The organism is Brevundimonas sp. (genome assembly GCF_035626535.1).
Lineage (GTDB): Bacteria > Pseudomonadota > Alphaproteobacteria > Caulobacterales > Caulobacteraceae > Brevundimonas.
The window spans coordinates 1-15,466 of sequence record NZ_DASPNO010000021.1 but is presented as its reverse complement, the minus strand read 5'-3'; the positions used below and the strand labels follow the sequence as shown (position 1 = coordinate 15,466).

Genomic DNA, 15,466 nt, shown 5'->3' with positions numbered 1-15,466 from the left:
GTGGCGGTTGACGATGTGCTTGACGATGGCGAGGCCGAGACCTGTGCCGGAGCGTTCGCCGCTCTTCTGGCCCTCGACCCGGTAGAACCGTTCCGTCAGCCGCGGCAGGTGCTCGCGCGCCATGCCGGGGCCGTGATCGCGCACCGTCACCGCCGCGTAACGAAGGCCGGGCTCGCGATCCGGCGTGACCAACGGAAGCCGCGTCGCGCCGTCGCCCCGGTTGCCGCCCGACCAGGGCGCGGAGGCCTGCTCCAGCGTCACGGCCGGCTGGATCACGACATCGACGACATCCCCGGCGGCCGAATATTTGATGGCGTTGTCGACCAGGTTCTGGACCACCTGCACGATCTCGTCGCGGTCGCCGTGGACCGGGGCCTTGGCCGCCCCGCCTTGAAGCACCACGCGAACCTGGCGCTCTGCCGACAGGACGCTGACGGCGTCGATAACGTCCGAGGCCGCTCGGGCCAGATCGACACGGCCCGACGGCGGGATGTGCTCGTTCAGTTCGATCCGGCTCAGGGAGAGCAGGTCGGCGACCAGCCGGCCCATTCGCTCCGCCTGCGCCGCCATGATGTCGAGGAATCTGTCGCGCGCCTTGGGGTCGTCGCGGGCGTGGCCTTTCAGCGTCTCGATGAAGCCGGACAGGGAGGCGAGGGGGGTGCGCAGTTCGTGGCTGGCGTTGGCGAGGAAATCGACCCGCATCAGCTCCATGCGCCGGACCTCGGTCTCATCGCGCAGCACGACCAGCGCCAGCGACCGGCCGTCCGCGGGCGGCAGCGGCCGGGTCAGGGCCCGCCAGTGCCGCGTCTGCGCCCCGACGCCGGCGTAGTCGGTGGTCCGCTCCAGCCCGCCGAACAGCGCCTCGTCGACGGCTTCCAGCACCGCAGGATCGCGCAGGGCCGAGACCAGCAGCCCGCCTTCGCGCGGAATCCTGAGAAGCTCGCGCGCCGCCGCATTGGCCAGCATCACCCGCCGGTCGCCGATGTCGTCGGCCTCGCCGCCCGAGACCACCAGCACCGGATCCGCCAATCCCTCGAACAGGCTCTCCAGCAGGTCCGGATCCGCAGTGGACCGATCCGGCCCGGCGTCGGAGGCCGCCGCCTCCGCCCGCGTCCCCGCGCCCGGCCGCCGGTTCACCGCCCAGGTCGCCAGCGCCACCAGCGCCGCGCCGGCCAGCAGCGGCCACGCCAGTTCGGGTCGCAAGGCGGCCAGTCCCAGCAAGACGGCGATGGCCACCCCGGCGCTGGCCCCCGCCGTCCACAGACGTGAACCAGCCTGCGGCGCGACGGGCGAGGGCGAGACATCGTAGGGCATTCAGGGTTCCGGTCGGGGTTCGCCGCCTTCTATCCCGCGAACATGACACGGAATTCACGACAAAGGCACGGATGGAGGCGCGGCCGGGTGTTGTCAAACACCCTTTACAGACCTACCAATGCCGAGACGTACCGGAGTCCGGGGGAGGGCATATGACAGCGGCATTGACGCTTGAGGGGGTCAGCAAGCGCTACGGCGACTTCCAGGCCGTCCGCGACCTCAGCTTCCAGGTCGAGAAGGGCTCCATCTGCGGCTTCCTCGGCCCGAACGGGGCGGGCAAGACCTCGACCATTCGCATGATCCTGGGCCTGCAGCCGGCGAGCGCGGGGCGGATCACCATTCTCGGCGCCGACGACGGCCGCAAGGTGCGCGACCGCATCGGCTTCCTCCCCGAGGAGCGCGGCCTCTACAAGAAGATGACGCCGGTCGACGCCATCGCCTTCTTCGGCGCCCTGAAGGGCCTGCCGACGGGCGAGGGCCGCCGCCGGGCCCGCGAGATGCTGGACGCCCAGGGCCTCGGCGCCTCCAAGCGCAAGAAGATGAAGGAGCTGTCCAAGGGCATGTCCCAGAAGGTGCAGCTGATCGCCTCGGTCGTGCACCGGCCCGAGTTCGTGATCCTCGACGAGCCCTTCTCGGGCCTCGACCCGGTCAACCAGCAGGGGCTGGAGGCGATGATCCGCGGCCTCGCCGCCGACGGCGCCACCGTGCTGTTCTCGACCCATGTGATGCAGCACGCCGAGCGGCTGTGCGACAAGGTCGTGTTGCTGGCCCGGGGCAGGAAGGCCTTCGAGGGCACGGTGGCCGAGGCCCGCGCCACGACGCCGCGTTTCCTCGAGCTGGAGGGCGAGATCGCGCCGGAACAGGCGGCGGGGCTGCCCGGCGTCAGCGGCGTCGAGATCATGTCGGACGCCGGCGGGGTGCGCGTGCTCAAGGCCGCGCTGGTTTCGGGAGGCCGGGGGCAGGACGCGCTGAAGGCCGCCTTCCTGAACGGCCTCGACGTGCGCCGCTTCGAACTGCGCGAGCCGAGCCTGCACGACGCCTTCATCGGTCTGACCGGCGACAACCCCGATCAGGACCAGTCCGTCAAAGCCGCGGAGGCCGCCCGATGAAACGCACCCTGCTGATCGCGCGGCGCGAGTTCGCCGCCTACGCCAAGACCGTCGGCTTCTGGCTGTCGCTGCTGGCGTTTCCGCTGTTCGCCGTGCTGGGCGGCGCCATTCCGATCCTGATGAAGACCAGCGAGCCGATCCGCGAGGTGGTGGTGCTGGAGGAGGGGCCGCAGGCGTCCGGTCTCGCCGCCGCCGTCCAGAGCGCCCTGCAGCAGGAGAAGGACCGCCGCGACGAGCGCCGCCGCCAGGCGGAGGCCGAGGCCGAAAAGGCCGGAGGCAAGCCCGGGGCCTCGGCCGCCGGGGCCGCCCTGAGCCAGCTGGACGGCCTGAAGATGACCATCGTCACGCCGCCGGCGGACCTGGCGGCCTCCGCTCCCGGAGAGGCGCGGGAGCAGCTCGTTCGCCGCTATCTCGGCGAGGAGGTTCCGGAGGCGCAGCAGCTCGACTCGGTCGTGCTGCTGGACCGGATCGACGGGAAGCCCAGCGCCCGGGTGTGGACCCGGCGGGCGTCGGACGGCTCGGTCGGCAATTTCGTCGAGCGCGCGCTGAAGGAGACCAGCCGGCGCGAGGTCTTCCAGTCGGTCGGCATCGACGTGGCGGTGGTGGAGTCGACCGACCGTTTCGAGCCCGAGGTGAAGACGCTGTCGCCGAACTCGGCCAGCGGCGGCGAGACCTCGTTCCGCGACGAGTTGCCTGGCATCATCGGCCTGCTCTCCGGTTTCCTGCTCTGGTCGCTGATCATCACCGGAGCCTCGATCCTGCTGAACAGCGTGATGGAGGAGAAGTCGAACAAGATCCTCGAGGTGCTGCTGTCGTCGGCCTCGGCGACGGAGATCCTGACCGGCAAGGTGCTGGGCGTGGCCCTGCTGACCGTGACCGTGCTGCTGGCGTGGGGCGGGATTGGCGCGGCGGGGCTGATCGCGGGCCTGCCGCAGTACGCGCCGATGATCGGCGAGGTCCTGATCCACAGCGGTCTGCTGTTCTATTTCGCCATCTACGCCGTCGGCGGTTATCTGATGTACGCGGTGCTGTTCGCGGCCATCGGCGCCTTCTGCGAGACGCCGCGCGACGCCCAGACCCTGATGGGGCCGATCATGATGATCCTGGTCGTGCCGCTGCTGGTCATGCAGATGGCGATCCGCACCCCCGATGCGCCGATCGTCCAGATCATGTCGTGGGTGCCGTTCTTCACGCCCTTTCTGATGAGCGCCCGCGCGCCGTCGGAGCCGCCGCTGATCGAAATCGTCGGCACCATGGGCGGCATGTTCGCCTTCGCCCTGCTGATGGTCTGGATCGCCGGCCGGGCATTCCGGGCGGGCGCCCTGTCGGACGTGAAGCTGAGCTGGAAGGCGTTCGCGAGCGCGATCGGCCGGGGGCGCTAGGCCCCCGCCGGGGACCCGGCGCGCCGGCCGCGGAGCAGCGCCGTCAGGAAGGCCAGGGCGAAGGCGAGGTGGACCACCAGGAACATCCTGGCCAGCTCGCGCGCCTCGCCCGTCGCCACGCCGTGGACGTCGTTGAGCGCGACGGCTCCGAAGCCGACGGCGTTGGCGACGAGCACGGTCCGCAACCAGTCTCCGGGAGGAGCGCGACGCGACAGCGCGTTCAGCACCGCGATGCCGAGGAATGGGCCGCCCAGCAGCCTCAGCAGGGCGAGAAGTTCCGGCGAGGCGTCCGCGGGGACCGCGCCGACGCCGAACTTCAGGGGCAGGACCATCAGCGCCAGGCCGATCATGGCGAGGTAGAGAGACGATATCGTCAGCGTCCAGCGAGCCATCAGAGCCTCTACGTCTTCGATCCGGGGACCCGCAGCATAGCGGGCGCGGCGAGGGGCGGAAAACCCGGCGGCGGACATGAAAAAGGCCGCTCCGGTTCCCCGGGGCGGCCTTTGATCTTCTGTTCGGACGTCGGCTTTAGCCGCGGGCCGGACCGGCGCCCGGGACGCGGGGCTTCGGCGGCGGCAGCAGGCCTTCGCGCTGGGCGCGCTTGCGGGCCAGCTTGCGGGCGCGGCGCACGGCCTCGGCCTTCTGGCGGGCGCGCTTCTCCGAGGGCTTCTCGTAGTGCACGTGGCGCTTCATCTCGCGGAAGCTGCCTTCGCGCTGCATCTTCTTCTTGAGGGCCTTCAGCGCTTGATCGACGTTATTATCGCGAACGAAAATCTGTACCAGGTTGAACTCTCCTTTGGCCGCCCGCCGCGTCCTGTGAGGGAGACGGGCAGACAAATAAAAATCTTCCTCGGCGAACGGGGTCCGCGAGTGAAGGCGGGCTGATACACGAGCGGCCCCGCGCTGTCCAGATCGTCGCGGCAAGATGTGAAGGCTCGAAACGCCCGCCCGACGGGCTTATGCTGGCCGGATGACCGAGGCGCCACACCTGTCGAACGACCCGCCCAAGGGTGACTGGGCAGACCGCATGGAGCAGACGGTGCTGGACGCCGCCGTCGAGCGCGCGCCGGCGCTGGGCTGGAACGGGCGCATGGTTCGGGCGGCCTGCGAGGCTGAGGGGCTGTCGCTCGGGGACGAGGAGCTGCTGTTTCCCAACGGCGCGCGCGATCTGGCCGCCCTGCTGTCGCGGCGGCACGACGACCGGGCGATGGCGTCGCTGGCGGAGATCGATCCGAAGTCGCTGAAGATCCGCGAGCGAATCGCCCGCGCCGTCTCGGCCCGGATGGAGGCGGGGGTCGCCGATCTGGAGGCGACGCGCCGCTGCGCCGCCTTTCTGGCCCTGCCGACCAATGTCGATCTCGGCCTGCAGCTCGCGTGGGAGACGGCCGACCTGCTGTGGAACTGGGCCGGCGACACGGCGACGGACTGGAACCACTATTCCAAGCGGGCGATCCTGTCGGGCATCCTGATCCCGGCCCTGACCCTGCGCTGGTTCGACGGGCGGGAGGCGGCGGAGGCCTTCGTCGCGCGCCGCATCGACAACGTCATGGCCTTCGAGAAGTGGAAGGCCGGCAAGGATTTCGACGCGCCGCTGCGCAAGGTGGCAGACACGCTGAGCCGGGTGCGGTACGGGGCGAAGAGTTAGTCGCTTCGGGGGGAGGCCGCATGCTGAGTCTGGTTCTGGCGTTGCTGGCGGCGCCGCAGGAAACGCCCACGATCCAGGTGCAAATGACCCGCCCCGGCACCTATTTCGAAGGCTCGGTTCTGCCGATACAGGATTGCGCCGACAGGTCTACTGAGATGGCGCACTTTGTCATCGCCGGACAGGCGATCGAGATCCCGAAGGCGTCTGTAAAGGTTTTCTTGCCGCGAGAGCTGAAGTTCGCTGGAGAGCCACCCCACGACTTCGAGACCGCAGAATTTCTTCTGCCCGCCAATGCCGGGTGCGCTGAAGCATCGACGGAACTCGCGGTTCTGAGCATCGCCTCTGGGACGCCGTCGCTTCCCCACGGCCTGATGCTGGGCGGGCCTCGTTTTGCGCCGGACGAGGAGGTCTTGCGGTGGCGCGACGAGGGGGGCTGTCATACGGGCGACCTACACGTGTGGTGCACTGGCGGACTTCGGGAAGAGCAGCGGTTTCCAACGCTGGTCCTGATCTCCCGCACAGCGACGTCCCGCGACGGGGGGCCGCTCTTCGTCGCGTGTGACATGGAGGAGGGGTTCGAGTTCGAGAACCCGGCCTCCACCTACGTGCCCTGGGAACATCTGGTGTGCGTGATCTACGGCAACCGTGGGGAGATGCCCTACTCGGCAAGACTGGGCGTCAAGCCGCTCGTGAACGAGATGCGAGCCGCGGACGACGCTATCCAAGACATCCTTGACCGCGTCTTGAAGCCCTAGAGCGACTTCACCCGGTTCACATGGCCCATCTTGCGGCCGGGGCGGGCCTCAGCCTTGCCGTAGAGGTGGAGACGCATGTCGGGCTTGCCAGACAGCGTCTTCCACTGCTCGACCTCGTCGCCGAGCAGATTGGTCATCTCGACGCGGGCGTGGGCCGTCGTCGGGCCCAGCGGCCAGCCGGCGATGGCGCGGATGTGCTGTTCGAACTGGTCGCAGACGCAGCCGTCCTGGGTCCAGTGGCCGGTGTTGTGGACGCGGGGCGCGATCTCGTTGACCATCAGCTCGCCGCCGCCGAGATCGAACAGTTCGACGCCGAGCACGCCGACGTAGTCGAGGCCCTCCAGAATGGCCCTGGCGATGGCCCTGGCCCGCTTCTCCGTCTTCGTATCGACCGCGGCGGGGGCTAGGGTGGTCTTCAGGACGCCGCCCTTGTGGATGTTCTCGCCCAGCGGATAGACGGCGATCCTGCCGTCGCGGCCCCGGGCGGCGATGACCGACAGCTCGCGGGTGAAGTCGGCCCTGGCTTCAAGGATGGCGGGGCGCTCGCCGATTGCATGCCAGGCGTCGGCGGCCATCTTCGCCGAGCGGATCCAGACCTGACCCTTGCCGTCGTAACCCTCGCGCCGGGTCTTCAGCAGGGCGTGCGTCCCGAGGCGTTCCAGACCGGCGATCAGATCGTCGAGGCCGTCGACCGGGGCGAAATCCACGGTGGTGGCGCCGACGCTGTTGAGGAAGGTCTTCTCCTCGACCCGGTCCTGGGCCACGGCCAGGGCCTTCGGTCCGGGGGCGACGAGGGCGCCGCCCTCGGCAAGGGTCGCCACCGAGGCGGCGGGGACGTTCTCGAATTCGAAGGTCACCGCCTGGGCCACCCGGCCCAGCACGGTCAGGGCCGTCGGGTCGTCATAGGCGGCGACGATCTGGCCCTGGGAGACCCGCCCGGCGGGGCTGTTCTCTTCTGGATCGAGGATGACGACATTGAAGCCGAGCCGCGAGGCCGCCTGGCTGAGCATCCGGCCCAGCTGGCCGCCGCCGAGGATGCCGATGGTCGATCCAGGAGGAAGCGGCGTCACTCAGTCCTCGACCGTCTCGTGGACCGCTTCGGTCTGGGCCTCGCGGAAGGCAGCCAGCCGTCCGGCCAGCACCTCGTCCGACAGCGCAAGGATCTGGGCGGCGAGGATGCCGGCGTTCCTCGCACCGGGCTCGCCGATGGCCAGCGTGGCCACGGGCACACCGCCCGGCATCTGGGCGATCGAGAGCAGGCTGTCCATGCCCTTGAGGGCCTTGGATTCGACAGGCACGCCCAGCACCGGGAGTTCGGTCATCGAGGCGGCCATGCCGGGCAGGTGGGCGGCCCCGCCGGCGCCGGCGATGATCACCTTGTAGCCCGCGGCGCGCGCCCCGGTGGCGAAGTCGAACAGGCGTTTCGGGGTGCGGTGCGCGCTGACGACCTTCGCCTCCCAGGCTACGCCGAGCCGGTCCAGCGCGTCGGCGGCGTGCTTCATCGTCGGCCAGTCCGAGCGGCTGCCCATGATGATCGCCACGGGTGGCGTTGCGGTCGTCATGAGTCGCAGCCCTTTCCGACGAAAGCGGCGCGATACAGGACTCGCGTTGCGCCCGCAACCGACCGCGTTAGGCTCGGAACCGGCCGGAGCATGGTGAGTCGCTGGCCGGGGAGCTTTTTTCGCCTGTGACCGACGCGGCCGTCATCGACCCCATCGCCGAGATCGAGCGGCTTCGCGCCGAAGTCGAGACCCTGCGCCGTCGCGCCGAGGCGGCCGAGGCGGCGGCCGATCACGACGTGCTGACGCCGGCCCTGAACCGGCGCGGCTTCGTCGCCGCCATGAGGAGCGCCATGGCCTTCTGCCAGCGCCATGACGTGCCCGCCGTGCTGCTCTACCTCGACCTCGACGGCTTCAAGGGCGTCAACGACAGCCTCGGCCACGCCGCCGGCGACGCCGCCCTGGTTCATGTCGCCGAGATGATGCGCGCCAATCTGCGCGAGTCGGACGCGGTGGGGCGGCTGGGCGGCGACGAGTTCGGCTTGCTGATGCTCAACGCCGGTCTGGAGGAAGGCCGCGAGAAGGCCCGCAAGCTGGCCGCCGCGCTCGAGGAGGCGCCGTTCGAATGGGAGGGCCGCTCGGCCGGCCTCGGCGGCTCGTTCGGCGTCCGCGCCTTCGCCGCCCACACTGATCCGGAAGTCTGGCTCGCCGAAGCCGACGCCGCGATGTGGGTGCGCAAGAAGGGGCGCTAGAGCCCGCTTACGGCGGCGGAGTCCGCACGGTGACTACCCCGTCAGCCGAGATGTCGAAGGCGGTCAGATCGGCGCCCAGAGTCAACGGCCCGTCGTAGGTCTCGCGCGTCTGGTCGATCAGGTCCGACATCGGCGCCCACTCGAAGCCGCCGATAGCCGGGCGCACGATGTGACTGTAGACCGCCATGCCGGGGCGAGCGGCGGCGAATATCCGGCCAGCCTCGCGCGGACGGGTGTGGGTGGCGAGAATGAGGGCTACGCCGGGTACTGCGGCTTCCGCCTCGTCGCTGGCAAAGGCCACCTCGTGGATCAGGAGATCGGCGCCCTCGGCGAACCGGACGACGGCTTCGCTCGGGCGGGCGTCGCCAGAGATGACCACCGACCGCCCCGAGTAGTCGATGCGATAGCCGAATGCCTGATCCACCGCTCGCCCGTGGTCGACCCGGAAGGCGGTGACACGCAGACCGTCCAGGTCATGGACCACGCCCTCGTGGTCAAACTCTTGAGCCGCGATCCGGCCGCCGGCGGGAGGCAGGCCCTGGGTCAAGCGGTATCCGATGTCGGCGGCGAACGCCTGCTCCAGGCTGGCCGCCATCGCCACGGTCCCCGGGGGGCCCACGAGGCGGAACGGCTCCGAACGGCCGCCATGGGCGCCGCGCAGCCAACCCGTAAGCCAGAGGTCCGGGAGTCCGACGACGTGGTCCGAGTGCAGGTGGGTGAGAAATGTCGCTGTCAGGGCCGAGCCGGGAACCTCCAGCTGCAGGAGGCGGATCGTCGCCCCCCGACCGGCGTCGAACAGCAGGACCTGTCCTCCGGCCTGGACGAGGGTCGCCGGACCGAATCGGTCCGCCAGCGGAGGCGGGGCGCCGGTGCCCAGCAGCGTCACCGTGATGACGGGCTCCTGCGCCCTCGCCGGGTCCGCGAGAGCGGCTCCATGGACGGTCAGAAGGCACGCAAGGGCGAGGAGGAGAGGGCGCATGTGTGCCTTGCCTGAACAACCGTGTTCCTCAGCCTAGCACGTTCGCCGGTCCGCGCCGTCAGGCGATGATGTCGGGCAGCACGATCGCCTCGATCTTCACGATCTCGTCGCGCAGGATCAGCTTCTTGCGCTTCAGCCGGGCGATCCTCAGCTGGTCGGGAAGCGGCATCCGCAACAGGGCCTCGATGGAGGCGTCGAGGTCGGCATGCTCCTGGCGCAGTTCCTTGAGGCGGGCGTGAAGCGCCCGCTCCTCCTCGGTCAGAAATGGATCGTCGTCGTTCATGTCGGACCCCGGAGCCGGGCTTATACCCCGCGCCGGCTCAGGCCGGAAGGCGTTCGGCGAGCTGGATCAGACCCGACCGCGGCGTCATCGGCGACCACCGGCGGGCGACTGCGATCAAGGCCTCCAGCACCGGCCGCGGCGGACCCGCAGCCGGCGGGGAGAGTCTCTCCAGCGCCGCCAGCAGGCGACGCTCCGCCTCCAGCTCCACGGCCTTGACCTGAAGCCGCACGGCCTCCCGGTCGGCGTCATCGAGATCAGGATTGCGACCCTTGAGTCGGCGCCGGATTTCCCTGAGCGGCGCGACAGCCGCCTCCTGCCAGGCCCGGGCGACATCGCAGGCCGCCTCCAGCGTGTCGGCGTCGGGATCCCGCCCGGAGCGCGCAGCCCAGGCGGCCCAGAGCAGCAGGGGCGCGTTCTGCCCGGCGGCGTCCTGCAGGTGCAGGCAGGCGTCCTCCACGCCGACCGAGCCGTAGGCGTGCACCGCCCAGTCCCAAAGCGGCTCGTCCGGAGTCATTCCTGCGTCGCGGCTTTCAGGCCGGCCCAGCGCTTCACGCCGGACCATTCGAGGCCGAACAGGTCCAGCGCCCGGCCGACGGACTGGTCGACCATCTCCTCGATGGACGCTGGCCTGGCGTAGAAGGCGGGCAGCGGCGGGGCGATGATGGCGCCCATCTCGGTCAGGGCCGCCATGGTGCGCAGGTGACCGAGGTGCAGCGGCGTCTCGCGCACCATCAGCACCAGCGTCCGTCGCTCCTTCAGAACGACGTCTGCGGCGCGGGTCAGCAGGGTGGAGGTCACGCCGGTGGCGATCTCGCTCATGGTCCGTACCGAGCAGGGCGCGACGATCATGCCCATGGTCCGGAACGAGCCCGAGGCGATCGAGGCCCCGACGTCATTGAGCCGGTGCGTCACGTCGGCGCGGCCGGTCAGGTCGTCGGCCGACAGATCGGTCTCCTGCGACAGCGTCAGCAGGGCGGCGCGGGTGACGACGAGGTGGCTCTCGATCCCCAGTTCGCGCAGCGCCTCCAGCGCCCGGACGCCGTAGGTCACGCCGGAGGCTCCGGAAATCCCGACGACCAGACGGCGGGGCTGCGAAGGCGAGGTCCTCCGTACGGCTCCGTTCACATCATCGGCCATATTCGAGTCCAGAGTCGGCGGGTCCGGATAGCCGGCGGGCTCACCGGAAAGTGATTCCACAGCCGGTCAAGCCGGGCGCTCAATCTAGTGGTCCCTTAGACATGGAGGCGCAAGCCATGACCATCGAAGCTCGTATCCGCGAACTGGGAAATCGTCACCGCATGCTGGACCAGATCATCCAGCGCGAAATGACCCACCCGGCGGCGGACTCGCTTCGCGTAAGGGAGCTCAAGCAGCAGAAGCTCCGGCTCAAGGAACAGATCACCAGTCTGGAGGCGCGAGCCCACTAGCTCCGCCTCCCGAATGAAAAGACGACGGCCCCGGAGATGATCTCCGGGGCCGTTTTCGTCAGTCCTTGCGGCCGAAGACCGATTCGGCGGTCGGCTCGGCCCCGCGGCGCTCGCGGGCTTCGGGCACGAACTCCGGCTCGGCCGGCTCGGCGGTCTCCGCGGCGTCGGCGGGCTGCAGGGTGGCGCCGCCCTTCTTGGCGTCGTCCCTCGCCTTCTTCTCGGCGGCCTTGCGGACCAGCTCGTCCAGGGCCAGCTGGCCGACCAGACCCAGCGTCACCGGATCGACCGGCTTGATGTTGGCGCTGTTCCAGTGGGTGCGGTTGCGCACGCTCTCGATGGTCGACTTGGTGGTGCCGAGCAGCTTGGCGATCTGCGCGTCCGTGACTTCCGGGTGGTTGCGCACGAACCACGCGATGGCGTCGGGGCGGTCCTGACGGCGCGACACCGGCGTGTATTTCGGCGCCGGCTTGTGGCTCTTCATAAGCTCGGCGTGGCGGCTGACCACGGCCTGCATGCGGTAGTTTTCGTCGTTCTGGGCCTTGTCCAGCTCCTCGCGCGTCAGCTGGCCGTTGACCAGCGGATCGGCGCCGCGGATGTCGCGGGCCACGTCGCCGTCGGCGATGCCGCGCACTTCCAGCGGATGCAGGCCGCAGAAGTCGGCGATCTGCTCGAAGGTGAGGGAGGTGTTGTCGACCAGCCAGACCGCGGTGGCCTTGGGCATCAGGATGTCGGTCATGAGCGTCTTTGCTTCTTTTTCAGCCCGCTGGCCCGGGCCGGGGCGGGTTCCGGATACGACGGCGCCCGACCTTTCGGCCGGGCGCGGAGGTCACCGATATAGGCCCATTCGCGGCAAAAGAAAACGAAAGCCGACAACGCCATACAGCCAAGGTTCATCCGCGAAGCTGAACAGTGCCTCCACGAACGCGTTGTGCGTCGATGAAAGCCCGATGGAGGGACACATGCTGATCGAAACCCTTGCCGCCATGACCATGATGTCCGGCGGCCTCTCGCAGGAAGCCGCGCCCTACGCGCCGGGCGGCCAGGAACGCGTCGCCCCGCGCGGCGACTACCGCGACAGCTGCAGCGGCGCATACGTCAATCGCGGCCGGCTCTATGCGGACTGCCGGGACCGGCGCGGCAATATCCGCGGCACGTCCATCGAGCTGAACCGCTGCTCCGACTACGAGATTCGCAATGACAACGGCCTGCTGGTCTGCGGTCCGCACCGGGGGACCTATGAGGGCCGCCCGGGCGGCGGCGGCGACGATGAGGGCGGCTGGGGCGGCGGTCGGCGCAACGAGATCACCGTCTATCGCGACGCCCTGTATCGCGGCGCCTCGACCAGCTTCCGCGGCGCGATGCCGAACCTGCGCGAGACGGACTTCAACGACAACATCAGTTCGATGCGGTTCCGCGGCACGTGGGAGGTCTGCACCGACGCCTATTTCCGCGGCACGTGCCGGACGTTCAGCGACGACGTCTGGAACCTGCAGCAGCATGGCATGAACGACCGGATTTCCTCGCTCCGCCCGGTCCGGGGCGGCGGACGCCGCTAGGCCGTCAGCACGATCTTGCCGACGTGGTCGCCCGCCTCGAGCCTGAGGTGGGCGGCCGACGCCTGTTCCAGCGGGAAAGTGGCGTCGACTGGCGGCCGGACCAGACCCGCCGCCACCCACGGCCAGGCCGTTGCTTCCACCGCCGCGATCAGCCGCGCCTTCTCGTCGGCCGGGCGGGCGCGCAGGGTCGAGCCGGTCAGCACGATCCGCTTCATCATCAGCCGCCCCAGGTCGATCTCGGCCCGGCCGCCGGACAGAGTGGCGATGACCACCCAGCGGCCGAACAGCTTGAGCACCGCCTCATTGAGCGCCGCGTAGTCGGCCCCGACCATGTCGAGCACCACGTCGGCTCCGCCGAAGGCGGTGATGGCGGTCTCCAGATCGTCGGCGCGGGCGTCGAGGCTGAGGTCGGCGCCGAGCGCGCGGGCCGCCCTGGCCTTCTCTCCGCCGCGGGAGGTGGCGATCACCCGGGCCCCGGCGGCTTTCGCCATCTGGATGGCCGTAACGCCGATGCCGCTGGTGGCGCCGTGGATCAGCAGGGTCTCGCCGGCCTTGAGGGCGCCGTCTTCGAACACGTTGGTGAAGACGGTGCAGACCGTCTCGGGCAGGGCCGCCGCCTGCACCATGTCGAGACCGTCCGGGACGGGCAGGGCGTGGCGGGCGTCGACTACGGCATGCTCCGCATAGCCGCCGCCGCCGAGCAGGGCGCAGACGCGGTCGCCCACGGCCCAGCGCATCGCGCCGTCGCCGACCTGGTCGACCTCGCCGGCGACCTCGAGGCCGGGAATGTCCGATGCGCCGGGCGGAGGCGGGTAGCGTCCGAGGCGCTGGAAGATGTCGGGACGGTTCACCCCGGCAGCGCGCACGCGGATGCGAATCTGGCCCGGACCGGCGACCGGATCGGGCCTGTCGACGAGCGTCAGGGCCTCGGCCGGGCCTGATCCGCCGGTGATTTCGACAGCCCGCATCGGCTCCCCGTTCTTGCAATCGTCCCTGTCCGGGCGTTCAGATAGACGCTTGCCTGTGGATTGGCCAAGAAGGAGGCGGCGATGTTCGAAGACCTGGAGCCCCGTCCGGCGCGGGGAGCGCCCCTGATCGCCCTGTCGCGCGAGGATCTGGACGGCTATTCGGTCGAGGACCTCAAGGAACGCATCGCCGGGCTGGAGGCGGAGATCGCGCGTTCGCGAGCCGCGATCGACGGCAAGTCGTCGCAACGCAACGCGGCCGACGCCATGTTCAACTTCCGCTCCTGAAACCTTAGTGAATCAGCCGGTTGGCATGGCCGTTGCAGACGGCTCATGCACCGCGCGAAACCGTGCCGGCCGTGATACGGATGCGCCTTGCACATGAGTCTGACCGAGTTGATGCCCAGCGACGACCTCATCCCTTCCCCCGGACGCAACCGGGCGGCCGTCGTCGACGACTTCGCCCGGTCGGAGCTGTTCGACCGCACCTTCCGCGAAGGCATGGAGCTGGTCGAGGAAACCGCGGCCTATCTCGACGGCGACGGACGGCGGGAATCCAAGCTGCTGTCGCGCACCACGGCCCTGGCCTACGCCGGGGAGAGCATGAAGCTGACCACCCGGCTGATGCAGATCGCGTCCTGGCTGCTGGTCCAGCGGGCGGTGCGCGAGGGCGACATGTCGGCGACGGCGGCGTGCGACGCCCGCTACCGCCTCGCCGACCGCAAGATCGACACCGAACCGACCCATCCGGAACTGCCGATCGCCCTGGTCGAGTATCTGGTGCGGGCCGAGAAGCTGTACGACCGGGTCCTGCACCTCGACCGCCGCATGTATCTCGATGCGCCGGAGGAAGAGGCGGTCAATCCTGTGCAGAGCCAGCTCGACCGGCTGGCGGCGGCGTTCAGGAACTAGGCCCTACGGCCCGACGTCGCCGGCGTCGCGGCCGCGGCCGTCGTCGACCGGCTTGGGCAGGCTGACGGCGATGCCGAGGGCGTCGGCCAGCTTTTCGTCGCGGCTGTAGACGTCCTCGCGGAAGGCGACGCGGCCCTGGCCGTCGACGAAGGCGGTCCAGTAGAGCAGGCGCACGGTGATCTCGCGGCCGGTCTGGATGCGCTTGGTCTCGCGGGTGTCCTGGGCCTCGTCGAACTGGGCCAGGAGGGCGGGATCGGGCGACAGCAGCAGGCGGGCGAAGTCGACCGCGTCCTGGACCCGCACGCAGCCATGGCTGCGCTGGCGCATGGCCAGGTTGAAGGCCGACTTGGTCGGGGTGTCGTGCAGGAAGATGGCGTAGCTGTCGCGCAGCTCGAACTTCACATAGCCGAGCGCCGCCGTCGGGCCGGCGCGCTGGATGACCGTGCCGTTCGAGATATACATGTTGTTGGCCGCCAGATAGGCGGGGCCCTTGGGCAGGATCTCGTTGCGGGCGATCGAGGCCGGGACATACCAGGGCGGATTGGCCACCACGGAGGCGAACTGCTTCTCGAGGCTGGGCGTCTGGTTGGCCGGCGAGCCGCAGACGACGCGGTTCGAGTGCACCGGCTTGCCGTCCTTCCAGTAGACCATGATGGCGGCGGCGGTGTTGACCTCGATGCGCTCGGGGGCGAGGTCGCGCTTCAGCCAGCGGCGGCGCTCAAGGTTGAGAGCGATCTGGCGCGCGCGGTCCTCGGCCGAGGCCGAGAGCGAGCGCTGGGTGCCGGTCCCGATGCGTCCGTCGGCGGCGAGGCCGTGGCGCACCTGGAAGCCCTTGACGGCCTCGACCAGCTCGGGACCGTAGAAGGCGCCCATGCCGGCCAGGCGGGC

At 69.7% G+C, this 15,466-nt stretch carries 21 protein-coding genes; 9 read left to right on the top strand and 12 right to left on the bottom strand.

All coding sequences use genetic code 11. The features are described 5' to 3' along the window. Positions 1 to 1,314: ATP-binding protein (locus tag VEC04_RS02950; RefSeq protein WP_324773685.1), on the bottom strand; the 1,314-nt coding region annotated here is incomplete at its 3' end. A gap of 152 nt (positions 1,315 to 1,466) precedes the next feature. On the opposite strand from VEC04_RS02950, the gene VEC04_RS02945 reads away from it, so the two are divergent. Both VEC04_RS02945 and VEC04_RS02940 read left to right on the top strand, forming a co-directional pair. Continuing rightward, a complete protein-coding gene (locus VEC04_RS02945; protein ID WP_324773683.1) occupies positions 1,467 to 2,423 on the top strand; it encodes an ABC transporter ATP-binding protein in 957 nt (318 codons plus the stop codon). After that, positions 2,420 to 3,805, top strand: a complete 1,386-nt coding sequence (locus VEC04_RS02940) for an ABC transporter permease (protein WP_324773682.1) — start codon at positions 2,420 to 2,422, stop codon at positions 3,803 to 3,805. Before VEC04_RS02945 ends, VEC04_RS02940 begins: the two co-directional genes overlap by 4 nt. On the opposite strand, the gene VEC04_RS02935 is transcribed toward VEC04_RS02940, so the two are convergent. Next, complete coding sequence (locus VEC04_RS02935) at positions 3,802 to 4,197, bottom strand: hypothetical protein (RefSeq protein ID WP_324773681.1); 396 nt, start codon at positions 4,195 to 4,197, stop codon at positions 3,802 to 3,804. The two genes, VEC04_RS02940 and VEC04_RS02935, sit on opposite strands and share 4 nt — an antisense overlap. Positions 4,198 to 4,333: 136 nt before the next feature. Next, positions 4,334 to 4,588 (bottom strand): 30S ribosomal protein S21, encoded by a 255-nt coding sequence (gene rpsU / locus VEC04_RS02930; protein WP_168049186.1) that lies wholly within the window; start codon positions 4,586 to 4,588, stop codon positions 4,334 to 4,336. Between the two features lie 187 nt (positions 4,589 to 4,775). Here rpsU and VEC04_RS02925 point away from each other — a divergent pair, with 187 nt between their 5' ends. Together VEC04_RS02925 and VEC04_RS02920 are read left to right on the top strand one after the other, a co-directional pair. Further along, positions 4,776 to 5,450, top strand: a complete 675-nt coding sequence (locus tag VEC04_RS02925; protein ID WP_324773679.1) for a COQ9 family protein — start codon at positions 4,776 to 4,778, stop codon at positions 5,448 to 5,450. A gap of 20 nt (positions 5,451 to 5,470) precedes the next feature. After that, entirely contained in the window at positions 5,471 to 6,205 is a 735-nt protein-coding gene (locus tag VEC04_RS02920) for a hypothetical protein (protein ID WP_324773677.1), read from the top strand. On the opposite strand, the gene VEC04_RS02915 is transcribed toward VEC04_RS02920, so the two are convergent. Both VEC04_RS02915 and purE read right to left on the bottom strand, forming a co-directional pair. Further along, on the bottom strand, positions 6,202 to 7,275 hold the full coding sequence (locus tag VEC04_RS02915) for a 5-(carboxyamino)imidazole ribonucleotide synthase (protein WP_324773675.1): 1,074 nt from the start codon (positions 7,273 to 7,275) through the stop codon (positions 6,202 to 6,204). The genes VEC04_RS02920 and VEC04_RS02915 overlap by 4 nt on opposite strands. Further along, positions 7,276 to 7,767 carry a 5-(carboxyamino)imidazole ribonucleotide mutase gene (purE, locus tag VEC04_RS02910; RefSeq protein ID WP_324773674.1) on the bottom strand — a complete coding sequence of 164 codons (492 nt, stop codon included), beginning with the start codon at positions 7,765 to 7,767 and terminating at the stop codon, positions 7,276 to 7,278. A gap of 125 nt (positions 7,768 to 7,892) precedes the next feature. Between purE and VEC04_RS02905 the strand changes: the two genes are divergently transcribed. After that, positions 7,893 to 8,456 carry a GGDEF domain-containing protein gene (locus VEC04_RS02905; RefSeq protein WP_324773673.1) on the top strand — a complete coding sequence of 188 codons (564 nt, stop codon included), beginning with the start codon at positions 7,893 to 7,895 and terminating at the stop codon, positions 8,454 to 8,456. Positions 8,457 to 8,463: 7 nt separating this feature from the next. Here the strand turns inward: VEC04_RS02905 and VEC04_RS02900 are convergent, their stop codons facing one another. From VEC04_RS02900 to VEC04_RS02885, 4 genes are read right to left on the bottom strand one after another with little or no spacing between them, the layout of a single operon-like run. Further along, positions 8,464 to 9,435, bottom strand: a complete 972-nt coding sequence (locus VEC04_RS02900) for an MBL fold metallo-hydrolase (RefSeq protein WP_324773672.1) — start codon at positions 9,433 to 9,435, stop codon at positions 8,464 to 8,466. Between the two features lie 58 nt (positions 9,436 to 9,493). Further along, positions 9,494 to 9,718, bottom strand: a complete 225-nt coding sequence (locus VEC04_RS02895; protein WP_324773670.1) for a YdcH family protein — start codon at positions 9,716 to 9,718, stop codon at positions 9,494 to 9,496. A 37-nt stretch (positions 9,719 to 9,755) separates the two neighbouring features. Then, a complete protein-coding gene (locus VEC04_RS02890) occupies positions 9,756 to 10,232 on the bottom strand; it encodes a TIGR02444 family protein (protein ID WP_324773669.1) in 477 nt (158 codons plus the stop codon). Further along, positions 10,229 to 10,855: a UbiX family flavin prenyltransferase gene (locus VEC04_RS02885; RefSeq protein WP_324773668.1), complete on the bottom strand. Its 627-nt coding sequence runs from the start codon at positions 10,853 to 10,855 to the stop codon at positions 10,229 to 10,231. The genes VEC04_RS02890 and VEC04_RS02885 overlap by 4 nt, the downstream gene beginning before the upstream one ends. A gap of 116 nt (positions 10,856 to 10,971) precedes the next feature. On the opposite strand from VEC04_RS02885, the gene VEC04_RS02880 reads away from it, so the two are divergent. Beyond that, a complete protein-coding gene (locus VEC04_RS02880; protein WP_324773667.1) occupies positions 10,972 to 11,145 on the top strand; it encodes a YdcH family protein in 174 nt (57 codons plus the stop codon). A 58-nt stretch (positions 11,146 to 11,203) separates the two neighbouring features. Here the strand turns inward: VEC04_RS02880 and VEC04_RS02875 are convergent, their stop codons facing one another. After that, positions 11,204 to 11,881: a DUF1013 domain-containing protein gene (locus VEC04_RS02875; RefSeq protein ID WP_324773665.1), complete on the bottom strand. Its 678-nt coding sequence runs from the start codon at positions 11,879 to 11,881 to the stop codon at positions 11,204 to 11,206. A 223-nt stretch (positions 11,882 to 12,104) separates the two neighbouring features. Here VEC04_RS02875 and VEC04_RS02870 point away from each other — a divergent pair, with 223 nt between their 5' ends. After that, positions 12,105 to 12,701, top strand: a complete 597-nt coding sequence (locus tag VEC04_RS02870; protein WP_324773663.1) for a beta/gamma crystallin-related protein — start codon at positions 12,105 to 12,107, stop codon at positions 12,699 to 12,701. Here VEC04_RS02870 and VEC04_RS02865 read toward each other — a convergent pair. Further along, positions 12,698 to 13,669 (bottom strand): NAD(P)H-quinone oxidoreductase, encoded by a 972-nt coding sequence (locus VEC04_RS02865; protein WP_324773661.1) that lies wholly within the window; start codon positions 13,667 to 13,669, stop codon positions 12,698 to 12,700. The genes VEC04_RS02870 and VEC04_RS02865 overlap by 4 nt on opposite strands. A gap of 81 nt (positions 13,670 to 13,750) precedes the next feature. On the opposite strand from VEC04_RS02865, the gene VEC04_RS02860 reads away from it, so the two are divergent. Then, positions 13,751 to 13,954 (top strand): DUF1192 domain-containing protein, encoded by a 204-nt coding sequence (locus VEC04_RS02860; protein WP_324773659.1) that lies wholly within the window; start codon positions 13,751 to 13,753, stop codon positions 13,952 to 13,954. Between the two features lie 111 nt (positions 13,955 to 14,065). Continuing rightward, positions 14,066 to 14,578, top strand: a complete 513-nt coding sequence (locus tag VEC04_RS02855; protein WP_414642639.1) for a DUF1465 family protein — start codon at positions 14,066 to 14,068, stop codon at positions 14,576 to 14,578. A 3-nt stretch (positions 14,579 to 14,581) separates the two neighbouring features. Here the strand turns inward: VEC04_RS02855 and VEC04_RS02850 are convergent. After that, a partial coding sequence (locus VEC04_RS02850) for a L,D-transpeptidase family protein (RefSeq protein WP_324773655.1) occupies positions 14,582 to 15,466 on the bottom strand: 885 nt, incomplete at its 5' end.